The sequence below is a fragment of the Alkanindiges illinoisensis genome (genome assembly GCF_004377485.1).
GTDB classification, from domain to species: domain Bacteria; phylum Pseudomonadota; class Gammaproteobacteria; order Pseudomonadales; family Moraxellaceae; genus Alkanindiges; species Alkanindiges illinoisensis_A.
In genome coordinates this window covers 11,816-33,554 of sequence record NZ_SNTY01000088.1, presented here as the reverse complement: position 1 = coordinate 33,554, position 21,739 = coordinate 11,816, and the positions used below count along the sequence as shown (strand labels likewise).

Sequence of the window (21,739 nt, the reverse complement as noted above, 5' to 3'; positions counted from 1 at the left end):
TAATAACGATGTCTAAAGGTCAAACATTGCAGGATCCGTTTTTAAACTCTCTTCGTAAAGAACGCATCCCCGTTTCTATCTTTTTAGTAAATGGAATCAAATTACAAGGCCAGATCGAATCTTTTGATCAATACGTTGTTTTATTAAAAAACACAGTAAGCCAAATGGTTTATAAGCATGCAATTTCTACAGTAGTACCTGCACGTAATCCACGTCCTGCAGGCGCGCCAGTGGGTGCTCCAGGTGCACAAGGCGCCGGCTTCGGTGGTCAGGGTGGCTTTGGTGGCCAAGGTGGCGGCTTCGGTGGTCAAGGCGGCTTCGGCGGTCAGGGTCAAGGTGCTGGCTTTGGCGGTCAAGGTGGCTTTGGTGGCCAAGGTGGCGGCTTCGGTGGTCAGGGTGGCTTTGGTGGCCAAGGTGGCGGCTTCGGCGGTCAGGGTGGCTTTGGTGGCCAAGGTGGCGGCTTCGGCGGTCAGGGTGGCTTTGAAGGCGACCAGAAATTTGATGACAATGGCGAAGATGACGGCAACGGCAACAACCGTTAATTAATATATTGCTATGTCAAAAGAAAAAAGCCCTTCATTGGGCTTTTTTCTTGTCTGGATTTTCATCAATGTAATCGACTAAGGCACAAATGGTTCAGGTTAATAAATTTCAAGCAGGTTGATTCACTATTCAACTTTATCATCAACCTGCTAATTTATATTTATCCAGAACCATTATTAATACCCTCATTAATTAACTGGTGTGCCATCCTTGATTTCAACAAAACTTTCAGCGCGAACTTCCCGCATCCAGTTATCAAGTTCCTGTTCAAACTGGCGTTCTGCTAGAACCTGACGTGCCTTGCTGCGTCGGGTTTGCTCAGTGACATCTTGCTGACGTGTGTCTTCTACTTTCAGGATATGCCAGCCATATTGAGTCTGGAACGGCTTACTGATTTGACCCACTGGTGTCTTGCGCATTACTTCTTCAAATTGTGGCACCATCATGCCGGGACTAACCCAGCCAAGGTCACCGCCATTAGATGCGGAACCCGGATCACTGGAAAAAGTACTGGCTAAGTCCGCAAAGTTTTCAGTACCAGCGCGTTTATACAACTGATTAATTTGCTGTTCAGCATCACTGGGACTTAATACTTCACTTGGACGCAGCAAAATGTGGCGTACTTTAAATTGCTGCACAATGGTGCGGGCTTCACTGCCACGGCGTTCCAGCAGTTTAAGTACATGAAAGCCATCTGCGGCACGAATTGGTAGCGTAACCTGATTCAGGTCAAGTGCATTGACTTTGGCAACCAGTTCATCAGGCATTTCTTCAGTATTACGCCAGCCCATATCTGCACCTTCTACAGGATAGCTGGCGCTTTGGTTGCGTTTTACCACAGCATCTACATCATTGCTGGCTTGCAGGTCAGTCCGCAGCTTATTAGCTACGTTTTCAGCAGCCTGAATTTGAGTAGCACTGGCATTCTCAGGTAGGGCTACCCGCAAGTGTGCTACATGCACTTCACTGTTTAAGCTACTTTTACCCTGAGGAGAGTTCAAAAAGTTATCAATATCCTGATCACTTACCTTGATGCGCGAACTCACTTGTTGCTGACGCAAGCGATTAACACTGAGGTCATCACTAATCTGGCGACGCAGGGCAGCATAATTACCGGGCGTTCGTGCATCAAGCTTGGCCTGAAAATCAGCAAGACTGCTGGCGCCTTCCTGCTTGGCAATTTCTGCAACGGCGGCATTTAAGCTTGCTTCATCGATAGTTACGCCCAGACGCTTGACTCGTTCAAGCTGGGCACGCTTTAGGATAACCTGACGTAGTACTTCGGAGCGTAAAAGGTTGTCAGGGGGAATGGACTGGTTGCGCTGAGTAAGCTGCTGTTTTGCCGCAACGATGGCACGATCCAGTTCACTTTCAAGAATGATGCTGTTATCAACCACCGCCACTACTTTATCCAGCGTCTCCTGCGCGGCATTAACCATGAACGATGACGCTAACAAAGCGGCCAATAGCGTCGATTTGATTGTCTGACGCATGAAGTAAGGTTTAATTAGCGTTCGTTCCACAATGTTTCCACCTGTTGATAACCTAAAATCTTTTGTTGCAGTAAATTGCCGAGATTACCTGAAAAACCGGCCAGTCCCTTAAGCGTAATTTCCATCATGATGGCACGCTTGGGTTTAACCTCTGCCAAGGTAGGATCATCCAGATCATTATAATAATAGCGACCATAGAGCGATGCACGCCAGCAACAGGCATCATAGTTAAAACCCAGTAACCATTCGCGCGCCAGATTATTGTTTATATCATATTGCATATAACCCATAGCACGCCATTGATCCCGCAAAGGCTGAACAAAACCTGCCGTAACCTGCTGATAGGATTGCTGGTTTTGCGATTTTACCTGACGGCGGTAATAATACCCTGTGTTGTAGATGCTGCCATCATTGCCTGTGTAGTTGAGTTGTACATCATTCTGCGAATTTTCTCCATTAGCCAGCCATAATGCATTGCCGTTAATAGAAAAATTCCTGCTCAACTGACTGCCGAGTGCAAGCGCAGGTCCTGAATTGTGTTCAGTGGCAATCGGATTATTTTCATCCAGTCGCACCTTACGATCACTAAAATAATAGCTTTGACCAAGACCAACCCGAAAGCGTGCCAGTCCAATATTGTCATAGGCGCGATAGGTCGCACCCAGTGAGGCAAAATTGTTATCATCCAGACGATCATGGCCATAAAAACGATAGGGACTAAACAACTGGTCAAAGTTTAATGAGGCCGTTGTGGTATCGAAGTTAGGATAATTACTTTGCTGTTTATAAGGCGCATAGGCATAAAAGAAGCGAGGCGTAATGCTCTGTAAAAATCGTCCTTCACGTTCAAATACCATGGCCGAGTCAAAAGTAAACTGTGGGACTACAGCAGAGCGCTGATTGTCATCATTATTCGGATTCAGGCCCTGACTGGCCACACTGTCCTGATCGTAAAAGGTATTAACGCTACGAACCGATACTTCCGGTTTGGCATAGCCCCACTGATTGCGCCAGTTATAACCTGCTGCCAGACGGTTAAAAATCCGTGTACCACTGCTTTCCAGTGCTGAGCCATCACTAATGGATTTTTTAAAATAGGCAGTATCGTTTTGCGCCTCATATTGCAAACCAAATGGCGAGCCACCGCGATAATTCACCAGTAACTGCGGCAAACGGGCATAAGGTCTGTCTGCATCCAGAATGGACTTATCAACGGTCTGGAATGATTGCACCCGGAATAAACCCGTTAGTCCGGGAATTCCGTTTTCATAATAAACGCTCCAGGTGCGTTCCTGATTTAAAATATTCTGTGAGGAAGGGTCAGTGCCCAGATCCGTATAATAATCCTTGTCAGATACATAATTGAGGTCAATGGCAGTGCGCCATGAAGGATCAATTTGCCACGCATGCTGATAGCTACCAGCCTTACGGTCTTCACCAAACAAATTATCAGACGGAAGGTAGCCACCAGAAAGTTTACCAGCGCCGAAGTTCTCAGTCAGGTAGCGAAACTCGCCCTCCAGCATAACCCCACGACGGCTTAAATAACCCGGTGCCAGTGTAAGGTCATAGTTGGGCGCGAGGTTAAAGTAATAGGGTACATTCAGGCGCAATCCGCCATCATTACTGTAGCCGGTAGTAGGGACTAAAAAGCCTGAAGTCCGGCGATCATCAATAGGAAAGTTAAAATACGGAACCTTGATAACAGGTACATCTTTAACATATAGCGTGGTATCGCGCGTGACTCCACGGCCTGTATTTTCATTTAATTCAATTTGCTTGGCGCGCAACTGCCAGACTGGCTTGGTACTGGGTTCACAAGTGGAATAAATCGCATTTTCAAAACGGGTAATGCCATTGCCCTGACGGTCAATCAGCGTCGCATGACCGTGTGCACGCTGTGCTTCACTAATAAACAGGCTGTCGTTAATTTTGCCTGTTTCCTTGTTCAGGTTATAAGTTGCGCGTTCACTGTTACTCAGCAGTCCGGCATCCATCAGCTGCACATTGCCCTGGGCTGTTGCTATAGTTTGGGTGGCATCCAGATTGATTTTATCAGCGCGTACGGAGCGGCCCGGTTGGTCAATTAGCACATTACCACTGAGCTCGGAGCCGTGGGTTGGGTCATAATAACCATAGTCTGCGGTAATTACTGTTGTGGCCTGTTCAGGGTTTGCGGCCTTGGTATTGATATCAATGGGTGTTACCCAGGTGCCATGACAGGTGGCAGAAATAGGCCGTTGCTGATCAATAGGCAAGCTGGCCATTTGTTCACGGTTTAAATAATACTGGGAAAAAAAGGCTTGCGCTTCTTCAGTTGCAGTCGGATTGGCAGGTTTCTGGGAGGCTGCGGTTTTCTCGCTGGTAGTTTCCTGTGCATAACTGATCTGGCTATAGGCTGGCGATAAAGAGCAGACAAGCAGGGCAGCGGCGAGTGGATTTAACTGAAACTGATGAGAAAAGAAGCAATTGGGCATAGTTGTCAGCACAAAGCAGATAATAAATTCTTGCTGAATGATAGAGAATAACACTGACCAATTCCAATAAAATATTGGTTTTAATTGTGTTTGGCTACCTGAAAAATCCATGAGACAGCCATGGAAATTTGCTTAAAAAAAGCAAAGCTGAACAAGAAAATCCAGACAAAAAGAATTTTTACGGGACTCTTTTGGGTGGGATAATAGTTTGAATTTCGCTAGTCCGTTAAAGTGAAGTAAAAAATCTGGATAATCATTCACGCTTGCAACGTGTTTAATACTCAGCAGTAGTTTTGTATAAGTAACTTATTTATAAATATATCTGGTCAGTGAGCAGCGTGTAGTTTACGTAGTTTTGACCTTTTATTTTTTAAAAATAACTTAATATTAAATAGCATCTACTCAAGTTTAGCAGCTGAAGCATCAATCAAGCTGTCTATAAATGCCGGAGTTTAACATGCTAAAGAAGCCTCATGATTTTGTGAACAGGGAGGGTGAGAAAATTGAATTACTTTGTGAAATGGACCATGCCAATGGACATATGGTCTATAAAAAAGTAATTCTGCCTGAAGGAACAAAAATAAAGCCTCAGTTCTTATGGGGGAATGAATACATTTTCATTACTTATAAAGAAGATAAGTGGTATTTGCTTAACTAAGGCTTTGTTATTAACTGCTTACAATTTGTCTATTTCAGTACTGGTTATTTTTAAAAAAGACTTTTAATATTTTTATAAGCCCAGTCCTTTTCTCAGCTTACCTGATGCGTTGCAGAGTACTGCAAGATGCGAATAGGCCTAAAATTAAGAATACCAATAAGGTACATTCTATGGCAAAAGAAATGCATCAGTTTATTAACCGTTCAGGTGATAAGCTGGAGTTGGCGTGTATTGTTGATGGAACCAGCGAGCTTCCAATTTATAAGGAAATATTATTACCCTGTGGTAGAACAGCAAAACCCCAGATTGCCAAAGCCCTTGCCCAGATCTTTATCGTTTACCGCCGTGACAAATGGTATTTGCTCGGTTGATTTTTAAGCCTTTTTTAAAATATTGCTCAATTATTTTTATCTGCTATATCTTTATAACAGAGAAAACCTACTGATTTTCAAGGAAAATAATGATTGTAAAACACAAGATCTATCCTTAAGATGCTTGAGAATACAAAATCTTGTATTTATTTTTGGGGGTAGTGCTGTGCCAAATATTACGCGATTAAGCTATGCCAGTACTACGACTTCAACCTCTGCAAGTATTCGACAGGATCTGGTTAATATTCTGGCCGAAGCACGAAATTATAATTCAACCCATAATATTCATGGGGTCATGTTTTATGGCAATAACTATTTTTTCCAATGTATAGAAGGTGACAAACAGCATGTCGATGCACTGTATGCCAAAATAGCCAGTGATCGGAGACATAAACAGCTGGTGCAATTGGCTTATGAGGATAACGTAGCCCCCCTGTTTGCAGACTGGGCGATGAAATATGTGTTTTTAGATGAAAAGGTTCAGCAATTTTACAAGAACTTTCTTTGGGAAAAATTTAATCCTTATGCCTTGCAGGGTCGGCTACTGGCGCAGTTTCTTGAGTTATTAAGCCAGCAGATTCAAGATAATGAAAGTGAGCAGCAGGATATTCATGCACAGGTACTCACTGATCCAAAATTTTACAAGTATCATTTACTTGAAGAAGATACGCCCCGCGCACCGCTACTCAAAAGACTTATTAAAAAACGGGTAGAAGCGCCAAGCTTATTGGCAATTAGCCGTGCAAAAACATACAGCCGGTTTATTTATGCCAGTACATCTACGGCATTGCCTGCCACTATTCGGGATGACCTGATTACGATTAGAACCATGGCAGAGACACTGGCATCACAAGGTGAAATGTTTGGGGTACTGGTCTATGGCAACAACTATTATCTGCACTGTATTGAAGCACCAGACGTCACCGTGGATAAAATCTGGGAAATTGCCCAGCAGTCCGAGTTGAATATTGATGTAAAGCTGCTCTCCCGGGTAGTGATTACGCCTCAAGAGCGGTTTTTTAATTCATGGACGCTCAAATACTTTTTAAAAGAAGAACCCATGCAACGCTTTTTTCATGAAAAAAGCTGGCAAAAATTTGATCCATACCTGTTACAAGGTGATTATATTGATGATTTCTTTAAAGTACTGGCAGGCTATGAAGAAACCATATCACCTATCCATGCCCAGCATGTGGCACAGGTACGGGCAAAAAATGCGGGCAATTCGTCAGGTGTGGAAATTACCCCTTTTATGTACTTCATGATGATACTTAGCGTGTTTTTAATCCTGTATGCCTTATATTATACTGCCTTAAAGTTAAACCTACTCAATAGCAGCACGTTTTAATCTGATTCTAAAATGCCAAAGACCGTTAATATTGCCATCAAGCTCATCTGGATTTCCCTGATTATCAGTATGCTGCTGAGTATTGCTCAACGGTTTCTTGGTGATATTAGCCTTAACGACTTGATTACTGCTTTAGTGGTTAATGTATTGATGTGCCTGATTCCCTATAAGCTGGCACGCAAAAGTAATATAAGCCGCTTTGTATTTACGGCATTATTTGTGTTATCGATCCTGTTTATACTGGCGGCTGGCAGTGAAATTCAGGTGACGTTGCTGGACAAGGTCGATTTGCTCATCAATATTCCTTTAAATATTTATTCCATTTATTTACTGTTTTTTAATCAACCTGCCCAGCAGTGGTTTGAGGAAAAAAGGGTTTGAACGCAGAAGGGTTCAAAAGCAAGTCACCTAAAAAATAAAATAAGTTCTGGCAGGTATAATTCTATCTGTCTATTGCAGCACTAGAGAAAAATAATGCAACTCGCTAAACTCACGGCACTATTTTATTGACCTGCTTTTACTGGATTGTTTCTATGGGCCTGCCGCGTGAACAAGCACTGACTACCTGGGTACAACAACAATTAAATGATACGGAACTGACGATTCATCCGCTGGCAGGTGATGCCAGTTTCCGTCGCTATGCACGGATTCACAGCAAAGCAAAAACTTATATGCTGATGGATGCACCACCAGAGAAGGAAGATAGCCAGCCCTTTGTTGCAATTGACCAGTGGCTGGATACACATGGAGTACGGGTGCCGCATATCATTGCAAAGGATTTAAGTCAGGGTTTTATTCTGCTTGAAGATTTTGGGGACACATTGCTATCGCAAGTGCTGAATGACGATACGGTAGATCAGTATTATCGTCAGGCCATGAATCAGCTATTACAGTTACAGCAATTGCCTGTCAATGATCCAGCGCAGCCATTGTCTGCCTATGACTTTGACAAGCTGATGCAGGAAATGTCCCTGTTTGATCACTGGTTTGTTGAACAATACCTGAATCTTCAGTTGACGTCAGACGAGCAGCAACTGCTGCAAGAAACCTATCGCTTGCTGGCCAATACCGCGCTGGCTCAGCCACAGGTGGTAGTGCATCGTGATTACCACAGCCGCAACCTGATGGTGCTGCAACAGGAGCAGGAAGTTAAACAAGAACTGGGCGTAATTGATTTTCAGGATGCCGTGGTGGGTGCTTATACCTACGACCTGATTTCCATTTTGCGTGATGCCTATGTGCAGTGGCCAGCTAGTCGCGTAAACGAATGGATGCAGTATTTCTGGCAGCACTTGCCAGCCTCTCAGACCACTTCTAAAACCTTGAATGATTTTGCCCGTGAATTTGACTTTATGGCGGCGCAGCGTCATTTAAAAGTGCTGGGCATTTTTATTCGCCTTAATCTGCGTGATGGCAAAACCGGTTATATGAAAGACTTACCGCTGGTATTTCATTATTTGTTGCAGGAAATTAAGCCTTATCCCGAGTTACAGGCATTTGAAGCCTTTGTACAGCAACGCGTTTTACCTGCCTTTTTGCAACAGCAACCCGAAAGCCGTGCAGTCGTTGAGGGCTTGCTTATATGAAAGCCATGATTCTGGCCGCAGGTCTAGGTACTCGCATGCGGCCATTAACGCTGGACACCCCTAAGCCGTTGCTGAGTGTAGGTGGCAAACCGCTAATTGTCTGGCACATTGAAGCGCTTAAAAAAGCTGGAATTACTGACATTGTCATTAATTGTGCATGGCTTGCCGAAAAGTTGATGAATGCATTAGGGAATGGCAGCGAATTTGGGATCAATATTCACTGGTCGGTGGAAAGTGAGGCGCTGGAAACCGCAGGCGGCATTATTCAGGCATTGCCGGTTTTAGGGAATGAGCCATTTGTGTTGGTCAATGGTGATGTATGGACACGTTTTGATTATAGCCAGCTCACTATGCATTCTTTAACTGATGATCTTGCTCATCTGGTATTGGTGGACAATCCGCCGCAACATCCTCATGGTGATTTTGTACTGGCTGGGGAACGTGTGTATGTCGATCAGTCAGAGGTGCCAACGCTAATTCAAACAAACGCACAAAAGCTGACTTTTTCCGGCTTAAGTGTATTGTCGCCCCAGTTGTTTGATGATCTACCTAGTGGCAAACGTCCCCTTGCGCCATTATTACGGCAGGCCATGCAGCAGGGACTGGTGAGCGGCACCAAGATGAATAGTGCATGGGTGGATGTGGGTACACCCGAGCGCCTAAACCTACTGGATCAGCAAATCCGGCAACAGCAAATTTAAGCGATTTAATTTTACACCTTTCAGTGCAGCAGTAAATTTAACCGGTTGCTTAAAAACTGTCTGAAAAATACAGGATTGGCGAGGGTTTATGTATTGTAAGCCCACTGATGCAGCAATAAATTGCTATGATGCACCTGTTTATCAATTGTTATTAATCACTAGAAGTGAGCCTCGTCATGCATTCCTTGTTTCGTGATTTGCAAGCTGGTGTTCAGGCCTTAAAGCTGGATTTGCCAGAGGCGACCTTAAACCGCTTGTTGCAGTATCAGGACCAGCTGGTGCTATGGAACAAAGCCTTTAACCTGACTGCAATCCGTGATCCCAAGGAAATGCTGGTCAAGCATTTGCTGGACAGCCTGAGTATTATTCCACACTTGCCCAAGGGCCGCTTGCTGGATATTGGTACAGGCGGCGGCATGCCCGGTTTTATTATTGCACTGGTTGAGCCAGAGCGTGAATGTGTATTGCTGGACAGTAATGGCAAGAAAATCCGGTTTTTAAGACAGATTAGCGCGGACATGAAAGTGGCTAATGCCAAACCAGTACAGACCCGGGTGGAAGACACTGCCATTTTTGAGCAACTGGGCCAGTTTGATGTGGTGACCAGCCGCGCATTTGCTGCACTCAATGATTTTGTCACCCTAGGACAGCCGTTTTTAGCTAAAAATGGTTACTTTGCTGCGATGAAAGGCGTTGTTCCTGAACAGGAACTTGCGGAATTGTCACAATATAAACAAGAGATTATTGCCTTGCAGGTGCCTAAGCTAAACGAGCAGCGGCATTTGATTCTGTTGTCCTAAAAGTGCTGATGTCCTGAAATAGGTCTGACCTGAATTTAAGGGCTTAATTTAACTGTATTCATGCGATAAACATAACCGTGATTTTCACAAGATGCATTCAGGCATACAAATACAAGGCTAAAAATGCTTTAATAGGCAGTTTAAATGCCTGACAATTTGCAGGTGACATTGTTCACTATTATTGAAACAGACTGCCTGCATTGACATGATTTGCGCAATAACATAGAGCACTTATGACCGACATTCTAGCCATAGCCAATCAAAAAGGCGGCGTAGGAAAAACCACGACCGCTGTGAATCTGGCAGCCTCACTGGCTGTACTGAAAAAACGGGTATTACTGATTGACCTTGATCCGCAAGGCAATGCCACGATGGGTTCCGGTGTACAAAAAAACGAGCTGAGTTTTAGTGCCACTGATGTGATGCTGGAAGATGCACCGATTGAAGCGGCCATTTTAACCACCAAAACCGGCTATAAACTGATTGGTGCCAATCGTGAACTGGCTGGTGTTGAACTAAATCTGGCTGAAAAAAACCGTCGCGAATATGTACTCAAAGATGCAATTAACCGCATTGCCGATGCTTATGATTATATCCTGATTGATTGCGCGCCCAGCCTTAACCTGATTACTGTAAATGCCTTGTGTGCCGCTGGTGGAGTGATTATTCCCATGCAGTGTGAGTATTATGCGCTCGAAGGTCTGGCTGATTTATCCAACACGATTGACCGCATTAATCACAGCTTAAACCCTGAACTTCAGATTCGTGGCGTGCTGCGTAGCATTTATGATCCGCGCAATACGCTAACCAACGATGTCTCCAACGAACTGGTGGCGCATTTTGGCGAGAAGGTATTTGAAACGGTGATTCCCCGTAACGTGCGTCTGGCTGAAGCGCCGGCTCATGGTTTGCCCATTTTGTTTTATGAAAAAAGCTCCAAGGGGGCCATTGCTTATTTGAACCTTGCGGCTGAACTGGTGAAGCAAGGCAAAAAACAGAAAAAAGCACAAGGAAAACCGGCATGACCAAGAAGCGGGGATTGGCTCAGGGACGTGGTCTGGATGCCTTGTTAGGCTCCATTCGCCAGGTAACGCAGGACGTTGAAAACAGCACTATCAGTAGTAATAGTGCTGAACAAGGACAGTTGCAGCATATTGAGGTTGGCCAGTTGCAGCGCGGCATCTATCAGCCCCGACGTGAAATTGCCAATGAGCAACTCACCGAGCTGAGCGATTCCATCAAAAAGCATGGCATCATGCAGCCGATTGTGGTGCGCCGTCTAGGTGAACAGGCCAAGGTTCCCTTTGAGATTATTGCCGGGGAACGCCGCTGGCGTGCGGCAAAACTCGCTGGTTTAACGCATATCCCTGCACTGGTACGTGATATTCCCGATGAGCTGGCTATTGCACTGGCCCTGATTGAAAATATCCAGCGTGAAGACCTAAATCCGATGGAGCAGGCTGTAGCACTGCAACGCTTCCATGATGAATTTGGCATGAGCCATCAGGAAATTGCAGATACTGTCGGCAAGGCCCGGACTACTGTCAGCAATTTATTGCGCCTGATTAGCCTGCATGACGATGTAAAAACCATGCTGGATCATGGTGATATTGACATGGGGCACGCCCGGTCTTTGCTTTCCTTAAAAAGCAAAGACCAGATTGTGGTGGCCAGAACCATTGTCGAAAAAGTGCTGTCAGTGCGCCAGACTGAACAATTGATTCGCGATTTGCTCAATCCGCCAGCAACCAAGCCAAAAGTTCAGGCATCAGCAGATATTGAGCAGCTCACCCGTCGTTTATCCGAGCGATTTGGTGCGCAGGTTGAGATTGATCATAACAACAAGGGCAAAGGCAAAATGGTCATCCGTTATCATACGCTGGATGAACTTGAAGGAATTTTAGCGGTTATCGATCCGCAATAATTTTGCAAATTCATTGCTGGTAAGAGTTTGGGTTTAAGTCTTAAAGGGATTTTTCAGGAGCGGTATTGTCATGTGGGAAATGGTAAAAGCGGGTGGATGGCTAATGCTACCGCTGGTGATTTGTTCAATTGCCATGTGTGCCATTATTATTGAGCGGGCAATTCGTCTGCGTCTGCAAAAAATTGCGCCAGCCGGCCTAACCAGTCAGATCAGCAAGCAGCTACGGGCTGGTACCTTCAATGCTCAGGCACTACGTCAACTCAAACAGCAGAGTGTGCTTGGTAATATTCTGGCTACGGGCATTGAAAGCCAGCCACATGGCTTTAACTTTACTGAAAACCAGATGCAAACCCGTGCCAATGAACTGGTGCATTTGCTGGAAAAAAACCTGAATTTTCTGGGCACCATTGGGGCTATTGCGCCATTGCTAGGCTTGCTGGGTACGGTGATTGGTATTATTGAAGCATTTATGGCAGTTAATGCAGGCGGTGTAACTGATCCAGCCATGCTGGCTTCAGGGATATCGCAGGCGTTAATTACCACGGCAGCTGGCATGGTGGTTGCGATTCCGGCTTTAATCGCCTATCGTTATTTTCAGCGTAAGATCGTTGATATTGCCATGCAGCTCGAAACCCAAGGCAACCAGCTCATCAATATTTTATTTTATAGTGACGTTAAGCCATCACACCTGAGTGTGAATGATCACTTGCAGCATCCGGATCAAGGGCTTCATTATGAGGCTTCGTAAACCCAAAATTGAGCCAATTGAGATCAATCTCACCCCGATGATTGATTGCCTGTTGTTTTTACTGGTATTTCTGCTGGTTTCAACCACGTTTAATCAATATAGCCGCCTTAATCTGGTATTGCCCGAAGCTTCTGGGGTGCCACCTGATAACCGTCAGCAAAAGATTGAGGTGGTAGTCAAGCCTAATGGTGAGTATCTGGTGAATGGCTTGAGCTTAAGCAGTAACAACGAAGCCGAGCTAATTGCAGCCATCAAGCAAGCGGCAGGCAATGCACGCAATTTGCCGTTTACTATTGCTGCCGATGGCAAGGCCAGCCACCAATCCGTGGTACAGGTGATGGATGTTGCCGGCAAGCTGGGTTTTGTTAATTTGAATATCAGCACACGTGTGCCACATCGAGGTCAGTCCTAGTGAATCAGGCAGAAGCGAACAAATCAAAGGACTTCAAGGTTTACTTACGCTTACTGTCGTATTTAAAAGGCTACTGGTGGGCAGGCGTACTGGTTGTAATTGGTTTTGCCATCAATGCCGGTACTGAAGTTTCTGTTGCCAAGCTGATCAAGTTTATTATTGATGCCATCAATAATAATGACCATTCGGCCCGTAACCTGTTTCCATTTCTAGTGGTACTGCTGATTTTTATTCGTGGGATCGGCTCAGTGATGGGCAGCTATTTTCTGGCCTATATTTCACGGGGGTTGGTATTTAACCTGCGCAAGGAAGTCTTTAACAAGTTCCTTCAACTGCCTCCCAGCTATTATATTGAGAATTCAACCGGGCATATCACTTCAAAAATCCTCTACAACGTGGAACAGGTTACTGCAGCGTCGACTGAAGCCACCCAGACCATTTTGCGTGATGGTTTAGTGGTGATAGGGCTGTTGGGCTATCTGTTTTATACCAACTGGCGACTGTCGCTGTCCTTGCTAATTGTTGCCCCGGTCATTGGTTTTCTGGTGCGGCGTGCCAGTAAGCGCATGCGCAAATTGTCCAGTGAAATGCAGGCCACCATGGGCGATGTCAATCATGTGGTTCAGGAAGCTATTAATGGTTATAGCGTGGTTAAAAGCTATGGGGGGCAAACGTTTGAAAGCCAGCGGTTTGAACGCTTCTCCTTACTGAATTTAAAGCGTGGGCTAAAACTGGTAATCACTGCCAGCATTAGTACGCCTATTATTCAGGTGTTCATGGCCATTGCACTGGCCATTGTGATCTGGATTGCCCTGCGCCCGGAAATTCTGGGGGATACTACCGCAGGTGAGTTTGTGGCTTACCTGACAGCAGCGGGATTGCTGAGCAGACCGATTCGCTCGCTCACTGATGTGAATGAAAAAATTCAGCGTGGTCTGGCTGCTGCCCATTCGATTTTTAACATTATTGACATGCCTTCAGAGCAAGATAGTGGCACGCAATCCCCGGTATTAACCGGCAAAATTGGTTTTGAGCAGGTGGGCTTGCGCTATAGTCAGGATGCTGACAACAAAATGGCTATCCAAAATTTTAACTTGCAAATCAAGGCAGGTGAAACGGTCGCATTGGTGGGGCGTTCCGGTGCAGGTAAAACGTCACTGGTAAATCTGTTACAGCGCTTCCAGCCTGTGACTAGCGGAAAAATCACACTGGATGATATTGCCCTTGAGGATATTAAGCTGTCTGCCTTACGGAGTCAGGTATCCACTGTAAGCCAGCAGGTGATTCTGTTTGACCGTACGGTGCGTGAAAATATTGCCTATGGCCAATTGGCCAGCAAAACAGATGAGGAAATCATTGCAGCGGCTAAAGCAGCATATGCCCATGATTTTATTATGGCACTGCCACAAGGTTATGACACAATCCTGGGCTCGCAAGGCAATAGCTTATCAGGCGGACAACGTCAGCGTTTGTCGATTGCCCGGGCTTTGCTTAAGGATGCTCCAATCCTGATTCTGGATGAAGCCACCAGTGCGCTGGACAATGAATCCGAGCACTATATTCAGGCCGCTTTACAAAATGCCATGAAATGCCGCACTACCATTGTAATTGCCCATCGCTTGTCGACCATTGAGCAGGCTGACCGTATTGTGGTAATGGATAAAGGCAGAATTATGGAAGTGGGCAGGCATGAAGAACTGCTGGCCAAAAATGGGTTGTATGCCCAGATGTACCAGCGTGATTTTGACCATGATTTGGATATCGGTCTTGGCACAGAAGATCAGGCTGATTCTGATGCAATTATTCCAAGTGCTAAGCCAGCCCCATGATTTATTTGAACAGTAGTTTTTGTCATGCAGCTTGATCAGCGTTTTACTCAGGCCTGGGCCACGCAGTCCGCATGGCTGAATCTACTTCGGCCCTTATCTGGCCTGTATGGGTTGGCAATCTCCTGTCGTCGCTATTTATATGAACAGAAAATCTTAAAGTCCTACCGCGCGCCTGTACCCGTAATGGTTATTGGCAATATTACGGTGGGAGGTAGTGGTAAAACACCACTGATTATTGAACTGGTTAATTTTTTGCATTATTTTGGCCTGAATGTTGCCGTAATTAGCCGGGGTTATGGCGGACAAGGACCGTTTCCCCGCATTGTGGAAGATGATGACACACCCGACAATGTAGGTGATGAACCTGTACTGATTGTGCAGCAAACCGGTGTGATGATGGCAGTCAGCCCCAATCGGCAGCAAGCCATTGAATTGATACTACAACACACGATACCAGACCTGATTTTAAGTGATGATGGTTTGCAGCATCTGGCCTTGCAACGTGATCTGGAGTGGATCGTGCTGGATGTAGACCGTGGCCTGGGCAATCAGCAATTGCTGCCAGCCGGTTTTTTACGTGAACCAGCCAGTCGCTTGCAAACTGCTACAGTGATTGAACACGGCAAGGCAGCACAAACCGATTTAACCATGCAGCTTGAATCCTGTGCTTTACTGCCATTAATAACTACCACCAAGGCAGGCACAGCAAAAACTGGCTTAAATCCTAGACCGCAAGCCGGGGCCAGGGTACATGCAGTTGCCGGGATTGGTGTGCCGCAGCGTTTTTTTAATAGTTTAAAAGAGCTGGGCTTTGAACTAATAGAACATGCTTTTCCTGATCATCATGACTATCAGCCATCGGATCTGGATTTTGATGAGCATTTACCCATTATTATCACCAGTAAGGATGCGGTAAAGATTCAGCGATTCGCCCATTTACTGCCTGAAAAAGACATCTGGATATTGCCTGTACAGGCGCAGCTTTCAAAGGCCTGCTATGAGCTGTTATTACAGCAGCTTAAAGACCTTAATATTGGCATTCCTAATCTGGACAAAGCTTGAGTAGGAAAATTGAAAGCCAACTAGCAATATTGAATAATGAAATAAAATAGCGAGAAATCACCATGAAACACCTTGTTATTCCTGCCCGTTTTGCCAGTTCACGTTTGCCCGGTAAGCCTTTGCTGGAAATTCATGGCCGTCCCATGATCTTGCGTGTGGTTGATCAGGCACACAAGGTAGAAGGTTTTGATGATATTTGTGTGGCAACCGATGATGAGCGAATTGCACAGGTTTGCCAGCAGGCGGGAGTTGCTGTGGTCATGACCAGTCCCGAACATCCATCAGGTACAGACCGTATAAGTGAAGTGGCACGTATCCGCGGCTGGAACCGGGATGATATTGTGGTCAATGTTCAGGGCGATGAACCATTATTACCAGCACAACTGGTGCAACAGGTGGCAGGACTGCTGGAGAGACAGCCAGACTGTGCCATGGCGACCTTATGTGAACCAATCCATACGCTGGATGAATTTACCCGTTCCAGTATTGTCAAAGTGGTTACAACAGCACACAACCAAGCCTTATATTTTAGTCGCGCGCCTTTACCGTGGGACCGTGATGCGTTTGCACAAGGAGTTCATACGGTGCCAGCGCAGGCCATGCGTCATCTGGGTTTGTATGCTTACCGGGTAGCGTTATTACAAGACTTCGTTAACTGGCCAATGGGTCAGCTTGAAAAACTGGAAAGTCTGGAACAATTGCGGGTACTGGAAAATGGCCGCCGCATTGCCATCGCGACAGCAGAGGTTTCATTACCTGCCGGGGTTGATACGCCAGAAGACTTGGCGCGCTTGCAGGCGCTGGACATTTCTGCCTTTGCCTGATCATTATATGGATTGTCACTGACAGTAAATTTTATTTATGGCTAAAAAGATACAGACAGCGGTAACTACCGGGTCAGCGCCAGAAGGACAGCATTACTTTGCGTCACGCCTGCCTTGGCAACAAGAACCCTGGCAAAGGCTTGTATCACGGTTTCCTAAAATACCGCATGCGATTTTGCTTAGTGGCCTACCGGGAACCGGCAAGCGTCAGTTTGCAGACCAGTTGGCCGCATGGTTACTTTGCCTAAATCGCAGTTCAATCGATAATCATCAGCATGCCTGCGGGGAATGTTCAAGTTGCCAGTGGCTAAAAGCAGAAACGCATCCAAGTTTGCTGCGGATTTCACCGGAAGTAGACAATAAGGGCAAACTAAGCCAGTTTATCAAGATTGACCAGATTCGTGAATTGATGCCATTTGTACAGCAAACTGGAAAGGGCTGGCGGGTTATCATCATCGAGCCTGCGGAAAACCTGAATAGTGCCGCTGCCAACGCCTTGCTTAAAACACTGGAAGAACCCGGAGAGCAGGTTACTTTAATCTTGGTGAGTGACCAGCCTTTACAGTTGCCAGCAACCATTCGCAGTCGCTTGCAACAATATCGTGTCGGTGAGGTAACTCATCAGCAGGCATTGGCATATTTAGCTGCTAACGGCAACTTTGATCCGGCGCAGAGCCAGTTATTGCTTAACCTCAGTGGCGGTGCACCGCTGGCAGCATCAGTCATGGCAGAGCAGCCTGAATTTCTAGCACGACAGGACTGGATTCATGACTGGCAAAAATTGCTGGAGCAACGGTTATCGCCAGTGACATTGTCTGGCAACTGGCAAAAACGTCTGAGCCTGTCAGAATGGCTAAACCTACTACAATGGATGATTCGGGATGCGATTGCGGCTCACTTGAACCAGCCCGTACGTCAGACTGATTTAAACTTTACACCCATTATAAAAAGTATCAGCATTGAGCAATTATTTAACCTGCAACAACAAATTTTAAGCGCAATTCATGGACAAACCCAGAATATTCAATCCAGTTTGGTATATGATAGCTTAATGATGCAACTCATGAATTTACATGATTGATGCACTGGTCTTATGCATGAGTGGTCCAAACATTTTCAAAAGGAGTGATAATGCAACCACCACGTCCAGGCGGGATTATTAATTTTCCAATCCGCGAAATCTCCAATTTACAGTCGTGCTATATGCCATTTGTACTAGGCGGCGGCCTTTTTATTCCAAGTAACCGTCCTGTGGTATTAGGCGATGATGTTTTTGTGGTCACCAGCTTGCCTGAATCCTCCGAGCGTATTCCGCTAACCGGTAAGGTCATCTGGATTTCCCACCGCGCTTCAGGCGCACGTCCTGCCGGTTTTGCCATTCAGCTACTGGGTGAAGAAGGCATTAAATTCAAGAATGCCGCAGAAAAACTGCTGGCCGGAAAGCTCAGTTCAGCAAACCCGACATTTACCCTATAAATTTTCGCTAAGTAAGTTCTGGCTAATATTTAGCTAATCGTCGCTACTTAATCTTAAATTACGGAAAACCTAAGTTGTATATCGATTCGCACTGTCATCTAAATCGTCTGGATTTAAGCCGTTATGACGGCGATCTTAACCGCGCCCTGCAAGCTGCCCGGGAAGCAGGCGTTAGCCGATTTCTGGCTGTTGCAGTTGATCTGGATGATTGCCCAGTATTGCAAGCAATTGCCAGTGAGCATGCAGATGTAGGCTACAGCGTAGGTGTGCATCCCTGTGAAGACCCGGACATGATGGCACGTGCCAGTGTCGAGCAGCTCTGCAAGCTGGCACAAGATCCAAAGGTCTGGGCGATTGGGGAAACCGGGCTTGATTTTTATCATAGCACTGATCATATTCCAGCCCAGAAAGACTGTTTTGCACGACATATTGAAGCAGGCAAGCAGCTAGGCAAACCTGTCATTGTTCATACCCGTAATGCCAAGCATGACACCATTGACGTCATGCGCGCCGAGCAGGCCAGTCATGGTATTTTGCATTGCTTTACTGAAGATTGGGAGACTGCAAAGGCAGCACTGGATCTGGGTTATTATATTTCCTTTTCCGGCATCATTAGTTTTAAAAATGCACAGTCCTTGCGTGAAGTGGCCAGACAAGTGCCTATGGATCGCGTCCTGATTGAAACTGATAGTCCTTATCTGGCACCCATGCCGTATCGCAGTAAGCCAAATGAACCGTTATATCTGCCTTTTGTGGCTCAGGCGCTTGCCGATGTACACGGAATTAGCCAGCAGGAGCTGGGCCGGATTACCAGCCATAATTTTGAACAGCTATTGGCAAGACACTCTACCACGATCAAGCAGCAGAAGATTTAAGGAGCAGATGCAATGGACCGGCAAGCACAGTTCCGCGCCCGTGAAGCCCTGATTTTTGATGTGGCTGAGCGCCTGTTACTGGAAAGTGGTGAAATGGGCATGACGCTGGATGCACTAGCGCTAGAGCTTGATCTGGCTAAGGGCACGTTATACAAACATTTTCAGAGCAAGGATGAACTGTATCTGCTACTGATTATCCGTAATGAACAGGCACTGCTGGACATGGTACGGGATAATCAGGGCGATTTTCAGGCCCGTCTGGTGTTTTATATGCTGCATCATTTGCATCATCCAGAGCGTACAGTGCTATTTCACCAGATTGAGGAGCGTTTGTCTGCTGGTGCTCAGGGGCTGGGAATTTTGTTTAACCAGCTGTACCGTATACGCAAGCAGCGCCTGCGCCTGATTATTGGTATCACTGACAATTATCTCAAAGGCATTGGCAGCACTATGCCAGTGCGTGATTATCTGGCAGCCATCTGGTCAATGACTCAAGGCGCCGCATCCATGCTCAATTCCAGTTTTTACCAGCGCTATCTTGGCTCACGTGATACATTTCGGGTGGCTGTTATTGACCAGATGCTAGCCATGCCACAACAGTTTAAGCAGGTTAAAAGCAGTTAAATTCGGCTGTATCTGTGCAGGGATATTTCAACAGAATTAAACAAATGGGCCATCAGCATCAATTCATCTTAATGATTACAAGATTTTGAGTATCGCACTTTATGCGTGTAACTCCCGATAATATGAACCCTGGTTATTCACAGCATGGCTACTCACAGCGGGGATTTACCCTGATTGAGCTAATGCTGGTTATTGTCATTATGAGTGTTTTTGCCGGGCTGGTGGTGGTTTCCATTAGCGGGGTTGAACAGCGCAAGCTGATGCAGCAGCGAGATCAACTGATTAATGACCTTAATGTGGTGCGGCTGGAATCAGCGGATCAGGCACGAGTGTTTGCCCTGATTACCACCTCAGCTACGGTGACTGAACCCGCTGGTTATTTTTTTGCAGAATATCAGCCGCCACAAACTGACCAGCAAACTGGTCAGGCGATGGTCACACAGCAAAAAAAGCCGCTGTGGCAGCCGGTAGAAGCATTTAAAACCCGAAGCTTGAATGAAAACGCGGTTTTACAGATCAGGAGTATGGATAATTCACCACAGCGCGATGGCCCAGAAGGTTTGATGGATCAAAAATCCCCGGACTTAATCTGGTTTGGTAATGGCGAGGTCAAACCAGCGCGCCTGCAACTAATTTTTAATAATCAGCCCATCGGCAATCCGATTTATATCAATAGTACCGGGATGGTTTCTGATACTGAGCAGGGAAGTTGATGAAACATTTTCCGCTTTTAAAACCTCTTAGGACCAAATCCTTGGCTATGCCTTTACCTGTACTTTTAACTAGGAAACCGCGTGGATTTACACTGCTTGAGGTGATGGTGGCGCTGGCCATTTTTGCAGTTGCAGCCATTGCAGTGACCAAAATTGGCATGAATTACACGCAAAGTATTGGGCAAATGAATGACCGCACATTTGCGCATTTTGTTGCAATGAATGAGCTGGCTGAACTGGAGATTAACGGTGCATGGCCTGAAGGAACCGGTGAAAAAACAGTGGATGAACAGGGTCAGCGCTGGCTGGTATCGCATCAGGTCTATAATACGATTAGTGACAGTGTACGGCGGATAGAAATCCGGGTCGCACCACTGGGCGATCAGGATCGGGGAAAGCAGCCTGCCCCAGTCACCAGTATTGTGGCGTTTTTACAGCGCCCCGTGGCTTCTAGCCAGAATTAAAAGATTAGTTTATGAAGCCAAATACCCCGCGTTTTACGGAGTCCAGCGCATGTTGCCAGTTGAATCAGCCACGCAACCCAGCATCCGGTTTTACCCTGATTGAAGTGCTGGTTGCATTGGCCATTTTTGCCGTGCTTGCACTGGCTGGCTGGAAAGTTTTTGATGCATTAATCAAAGTGCGTGAGCGTAACCAGATTCATACTCAGCGCTTGTCTGCATTGCAAAGCAGTTATACCCTGATGCTGCGTGATTTTAGCCAAATGGTGGCACGCCCTGCCAGACAATCGGCCTCTACCGAACCTGCGCTGGTGATTGCAGACAATAAAATCAGCTTTACCCGCATGGGCGCATTTGATCCAACATTGCGCAGCATCAGCAGTCTTGAACGGGTTACTTATCAATATGATTCCAGCCAGCAACGCCTAATCCGTACCAGCTATCGTAATCCAGATCAGTCGCGTCCCCAGACTCCACCAACCAGTGTCTTGCTAACAAATATCAGTAATTTTAGCGTGCAGGCTCTTGAACCAGCACCAACGGATTTCTGGCCACCTGTAAATAATCTGGTGGATACAACAGATAATACTAAAATGCCGCAAGGGGATAACCGCCTGCCGCAGGGAATTCAGGTACAGTTCACTCTTAATGACAAGCCAATATTATGGCGTTTTAGTCTGGTTAAAAAACTGCCAGAACCACTGGCTTCAGGTTCAAAGACAAATAATGGCACAGATAATACGCCAACCAATCAACAAAACAGCCAGCAGGACACTAGTACTGGAAATGGCAACCAAGCCAGCAATGATTAAGG

23 protein-coding genes and 1 pseudogene are annotated in these 21,739 nt (G+C 46.0%); 22 read left to right on the top strand and 2 right to left on the bottom strand.

Annotation, left to right across the window (positions count from 1 at the left end):
* Window positions 1–8 precede the first annotated feature (8 nt).
* Window positions 9–542 carry an RNA chaperone Hfq gene (gene hfq / locus E2B99_RS14195; RefSeq protein WP_134245962.1) on the top strand — a complete coding sequence of 178 codons (534 nt, stop codon included), beginning with the start codon at window positions 9–11 and terminating at the stop codon, window positions 540–542.
* Between the two features lie 189 nt (window positions 543–731).
* Here the strand turns inward: hfq and E2B99_RS14190 are convergent, their stop codons facing one another.
* Together E2B99_RS14190 and lptD are read right to left on the bottom strand one after the other, a co-directional pair.
* Entirely contained in the window at window positions 732–2,051 is a 1,320-nt protein-coding gene (locus E2B99_RS14190; RefSeq protein ID WP_134246077.1) for a peptidylprolyl isomerase, read from the bottom strand.
* Window positions 2,051–4,513: an LPS-assembly protein LptD gene (lptD, locus tag E2B99_RS14185; protein ID WP_134246075.1), complete on the bottom strand. Its 2,463-nt coding sequence runs from the start codon at window positions 4,511–4,513 to the stop codon at window positions 2,051–2,053. The genes E2B99_RS14190 and lptD overlap by 1 nt, the downstream gene beginning before the upstream one ends.
* A 457-nt stretch (window positions 4,514–4,970) precedes the next feature.
* On the opposite strand from lptD, the gene E2B99_RS14180 reads away from it, so the two are divergent.
* The 21 genes and pseudogenes from E2B99_RS14180 to gspJ all read left to right on the top strand — a co-directional run bounded on the left by E2B99_RS14180 (window position 4,971) and on the right by gspJ (window position 21,737).
* Window positions 4,971–5,171, top strand: coding sequence for a hypothetical protein (locus E2B99_RS14180; protein WP_134245960.1), 201 nt, complete (start codon window positions 4,971–4,973; stop codon window positions 5,169–5,171).
* Window positions 5,172–5,341: 170 nt separating this feature from the next.
* Entirely contained in the window at window positions 5,342–5,542 is a 201-nt protein-coding gene (locus E2B99_RS14175; RefSeq protein WP_134245958.1) for a hypothetical protein, read from the top strand.
* 166 nt (window positions 5,543–5,708) lie between these two features.
* Window positions 5,709–6,890: a BLUF domain-containing protein gene (locus E2B99_RS14170; protein WP_134245956.1), complete on the top strand. Its 1,182-nt coding sequence runs from the start codon at window positions 5,709–5,711 to the stop codon at window positions 6,888–6,890.
* Window positions 6,891–6,902: 12 nt separating this feature from the next.
* The gene (locus tag E2B99_RS14165; protein WP_134245954.1) at window positions 6,903–7,271 is read left to right on the top strand and encodes a hypothetical protein; all 369 of its coding nucleotides are present in this window, start codon (window positions 6,903–6,905) and stop codon (window positions 7,269–7,271) included.
* Window positions 7,272–7,423: 152 nt separating this feature from the next.
* Window positions 7,424–8,476 carry an aminoglycoside phosphotransferase family protein gene (locus E2B99_RS14160; protein ID WP_134245952.1) on the top strand — a complete coding sequence of 351 codons (1,053 nt, stop codon included), beginning with the start codon at window positions 7,424–7,426 and terminating at the stop codon, window positions 8,474–8,476.
* A complete protein-coding gene (murU, locus tag E2B99_RS14155) occupies window positions 8,473–9,177 on the top strand; it encodes an N-acetylmuramate alpha-1-phosphate uridylyltransferase MurU (RefSeq protein WP_134245950.1) in 705 nt (234 codons plus the stop codon). Before E2B99_RS14160 ends, murU begins: the two co-directional genes overlap by 4 nt.
* 176 nt (window positions 9,178–9,353) lie before the next feature.
* Window positions 9,354–9,977: a 16S rRNA (guanine(527)-N(7))-methyltransferase RsmG gene (gene rsmG, locus E2B99_RS14150; RefSeq protein ID WP_134245948.1), complete on the top strand. Its 624-nt coding sequence runs from the start codon at window positions 9,354–9,356 to the stop codon at window positions 9,975–9,977.
* A 233-nt stretch (window positions 9,978–10,210) separates the two neighbouring features.
* Window positions 10,211–11,002: a ParA family protein gene (locus E2B99_RS14145; protein WP_134245946.1), complete on the top strand. Its 792-nt coding sequence runs from the start codon at window positions 10,211–10,213 to the stop codon at window positions 11,000–11,002.
* Window positions 10,999–11,901 (top strand): ParB/RepB/Spo0J family partition protein, encoded by a 903-nt coding sequence (locus tag E2B99_RS14140; RefSeq protein ID WP_134245945.1) that lies wholly within the window; start codon window positions 10,999–11,001, stop codon window positions 11,899–11,901. The genes E2B99_RS14145 and E2B99_RS14140 overlap by 4 nt, the downstream gene beginning before the upstream one ends.
* Before the next feature lie 70 nt (window positions 11,902–11,971).
* On the top strand, window positions 11,972–12,649 hold the full coding sequence (locus E2B99_RS14135; protein ID WP_134245943.1) for a MotA/TolQ/ExbB proton channel family protein: 678 nt from the start codon (window positions 11,972–11,974) through the stop codon (window positions 12,647–12,649).
* Entirely contained in the window at window positions 12,636–13,061 is a 426-nt protein-coding gene (locus E2B99_RS14130; protein WP_134245941.1) for an ExbD/TolR family protein, read from the top strand. Before E2B99_RS14135 ends, E2B99_RS14130 begins: the two co-directional genes overlap by 14 nt.
* Window positions 13,061–14,809: pseudogene (gene msbA, locus E2B99_RS14125) on the top strand (lipid A export permease/ATP-binding protein MsbA); the annotation flags it as partial. The gene E2B99_RS14130 and the pseudogene msbA, both read left to right, overlap by 1 nt.
* A gap of 105 nt (window positions 14,810–14,914) precedes the next feature.
* Window positions 14,915–15,952, top strand: coding sequence for a tetraacyldisaccharide 4'-kinase (lpxK, locus tag E2B99_RS14120; protein WP_134245937.1), 1,038 nt, complete (start codon window positions 14,915–14,917; stop codon window positions 15,950–15,952).
* A 62-nt stretch (window positions 15,953–16,014) separates the two neighbouring features.
* Complete coding sequence (kdsB, locus tag E2B99_RS14115) at window positions 16,015–16,776, top strand: 3-deoxy-manno-octulosonate cytidylyltransferase (RefSeq protein ID WP_134245935.1); 762 nt, start codon at window positions 16,015–16,017, stop codon at window positions 16,774–16,776.
* A gap of 37 nt (window positions 16,777–16,813) precedes the next feature.
* Window positions 16,814–17,857: a DNA polymerase III subunit delta' gene (locus E2B99_RS14110; protein ID WP_134245933.1), complete on the top strand. Its 1,044-nt coding sequence runs from the start codon at window positions 16,814–16,816 to the stop codon at window positions 17,855–17,857.
* Between the two features lie 50 nt (window positions 17,858–17,907).
* Window positions 17,908–18,252, top strand: coding sequence for a PilZ domain-containing protein (locus E2B99_RS14105; RefSeq protein WP_026470590.1), 345 nt, complete (start codon window positions 17,908–17,910; stop codon window positions 18,250–18,252).
* A gap of 74 nt (window positions 18,253–18,326) precedes the next feature.
* Window positions 18,327–19,127: a TatD family hydrolase gene (locus E2B99_RS14100; protein ID WP_134245931.1), complete on the top strand. Its 801-nt coding sequence runs from the start codon at window positions 18,327–18,329 to the stop codon at window positions 19,125–19,127.
* Window positions 19,128–19,139: 12 nt separating this feature from the next.
* The gene (locus E2B99_RS14095) at window positions 19,140–19,751 is read left to right on the top strand and encodes a TetR/AcrR family transcriptional regulator (protein WP_134245929.1); all 612 of its coding nucleotides are present in this window, start codon (window positions 19,140–19,142) and stop codon (window positions 19,749–19,751) included.
* Window positions 19,752–19,852: 101 nt separating this feature from the next.
* Window positions 19,853–20,464, top strand: coding sequence for a pilus assembly FimT family protein (locus tag E2B99_RS14090; RefSeq protein WP_134245927.1), 612 nt, complete (start codon window positions 19,853–19,855; stop codon window positions 20,462–20,464).
* 47 nt (window positions 20,465–20,511) lie between these two features.
* Window positions 20,512–20,928 carry a type II secretion system minor pseudopilin GspI gene (gene gspI, locus E2B99_RS14085; RefSeq protein ID WP_134246073.1) on the top strand — a complete coding sequence of 139 codons (417 nt, stop codon included), beginning with the start codon at window positions 20,512–20,514 and terminating at the stop codon, window positions 20,926–20,928.
* An 11-nt stretch (window positions 20,929–20,939) separates the two neighbouring features.
* Window positions 20,940–21,737, top strand: coding sequence for a type II secretion system minor pseudopilin GspJ (gene gspJ / locus E2B99_RS14080; RefSeq protein WP_134245925.1), 798 nt, complete (start codon window positions 20,940–20,942; stop codon window positions 21,735–21,737).
* Window positions 21,738–21,739 lie beyond the last annotated feature (2 nt).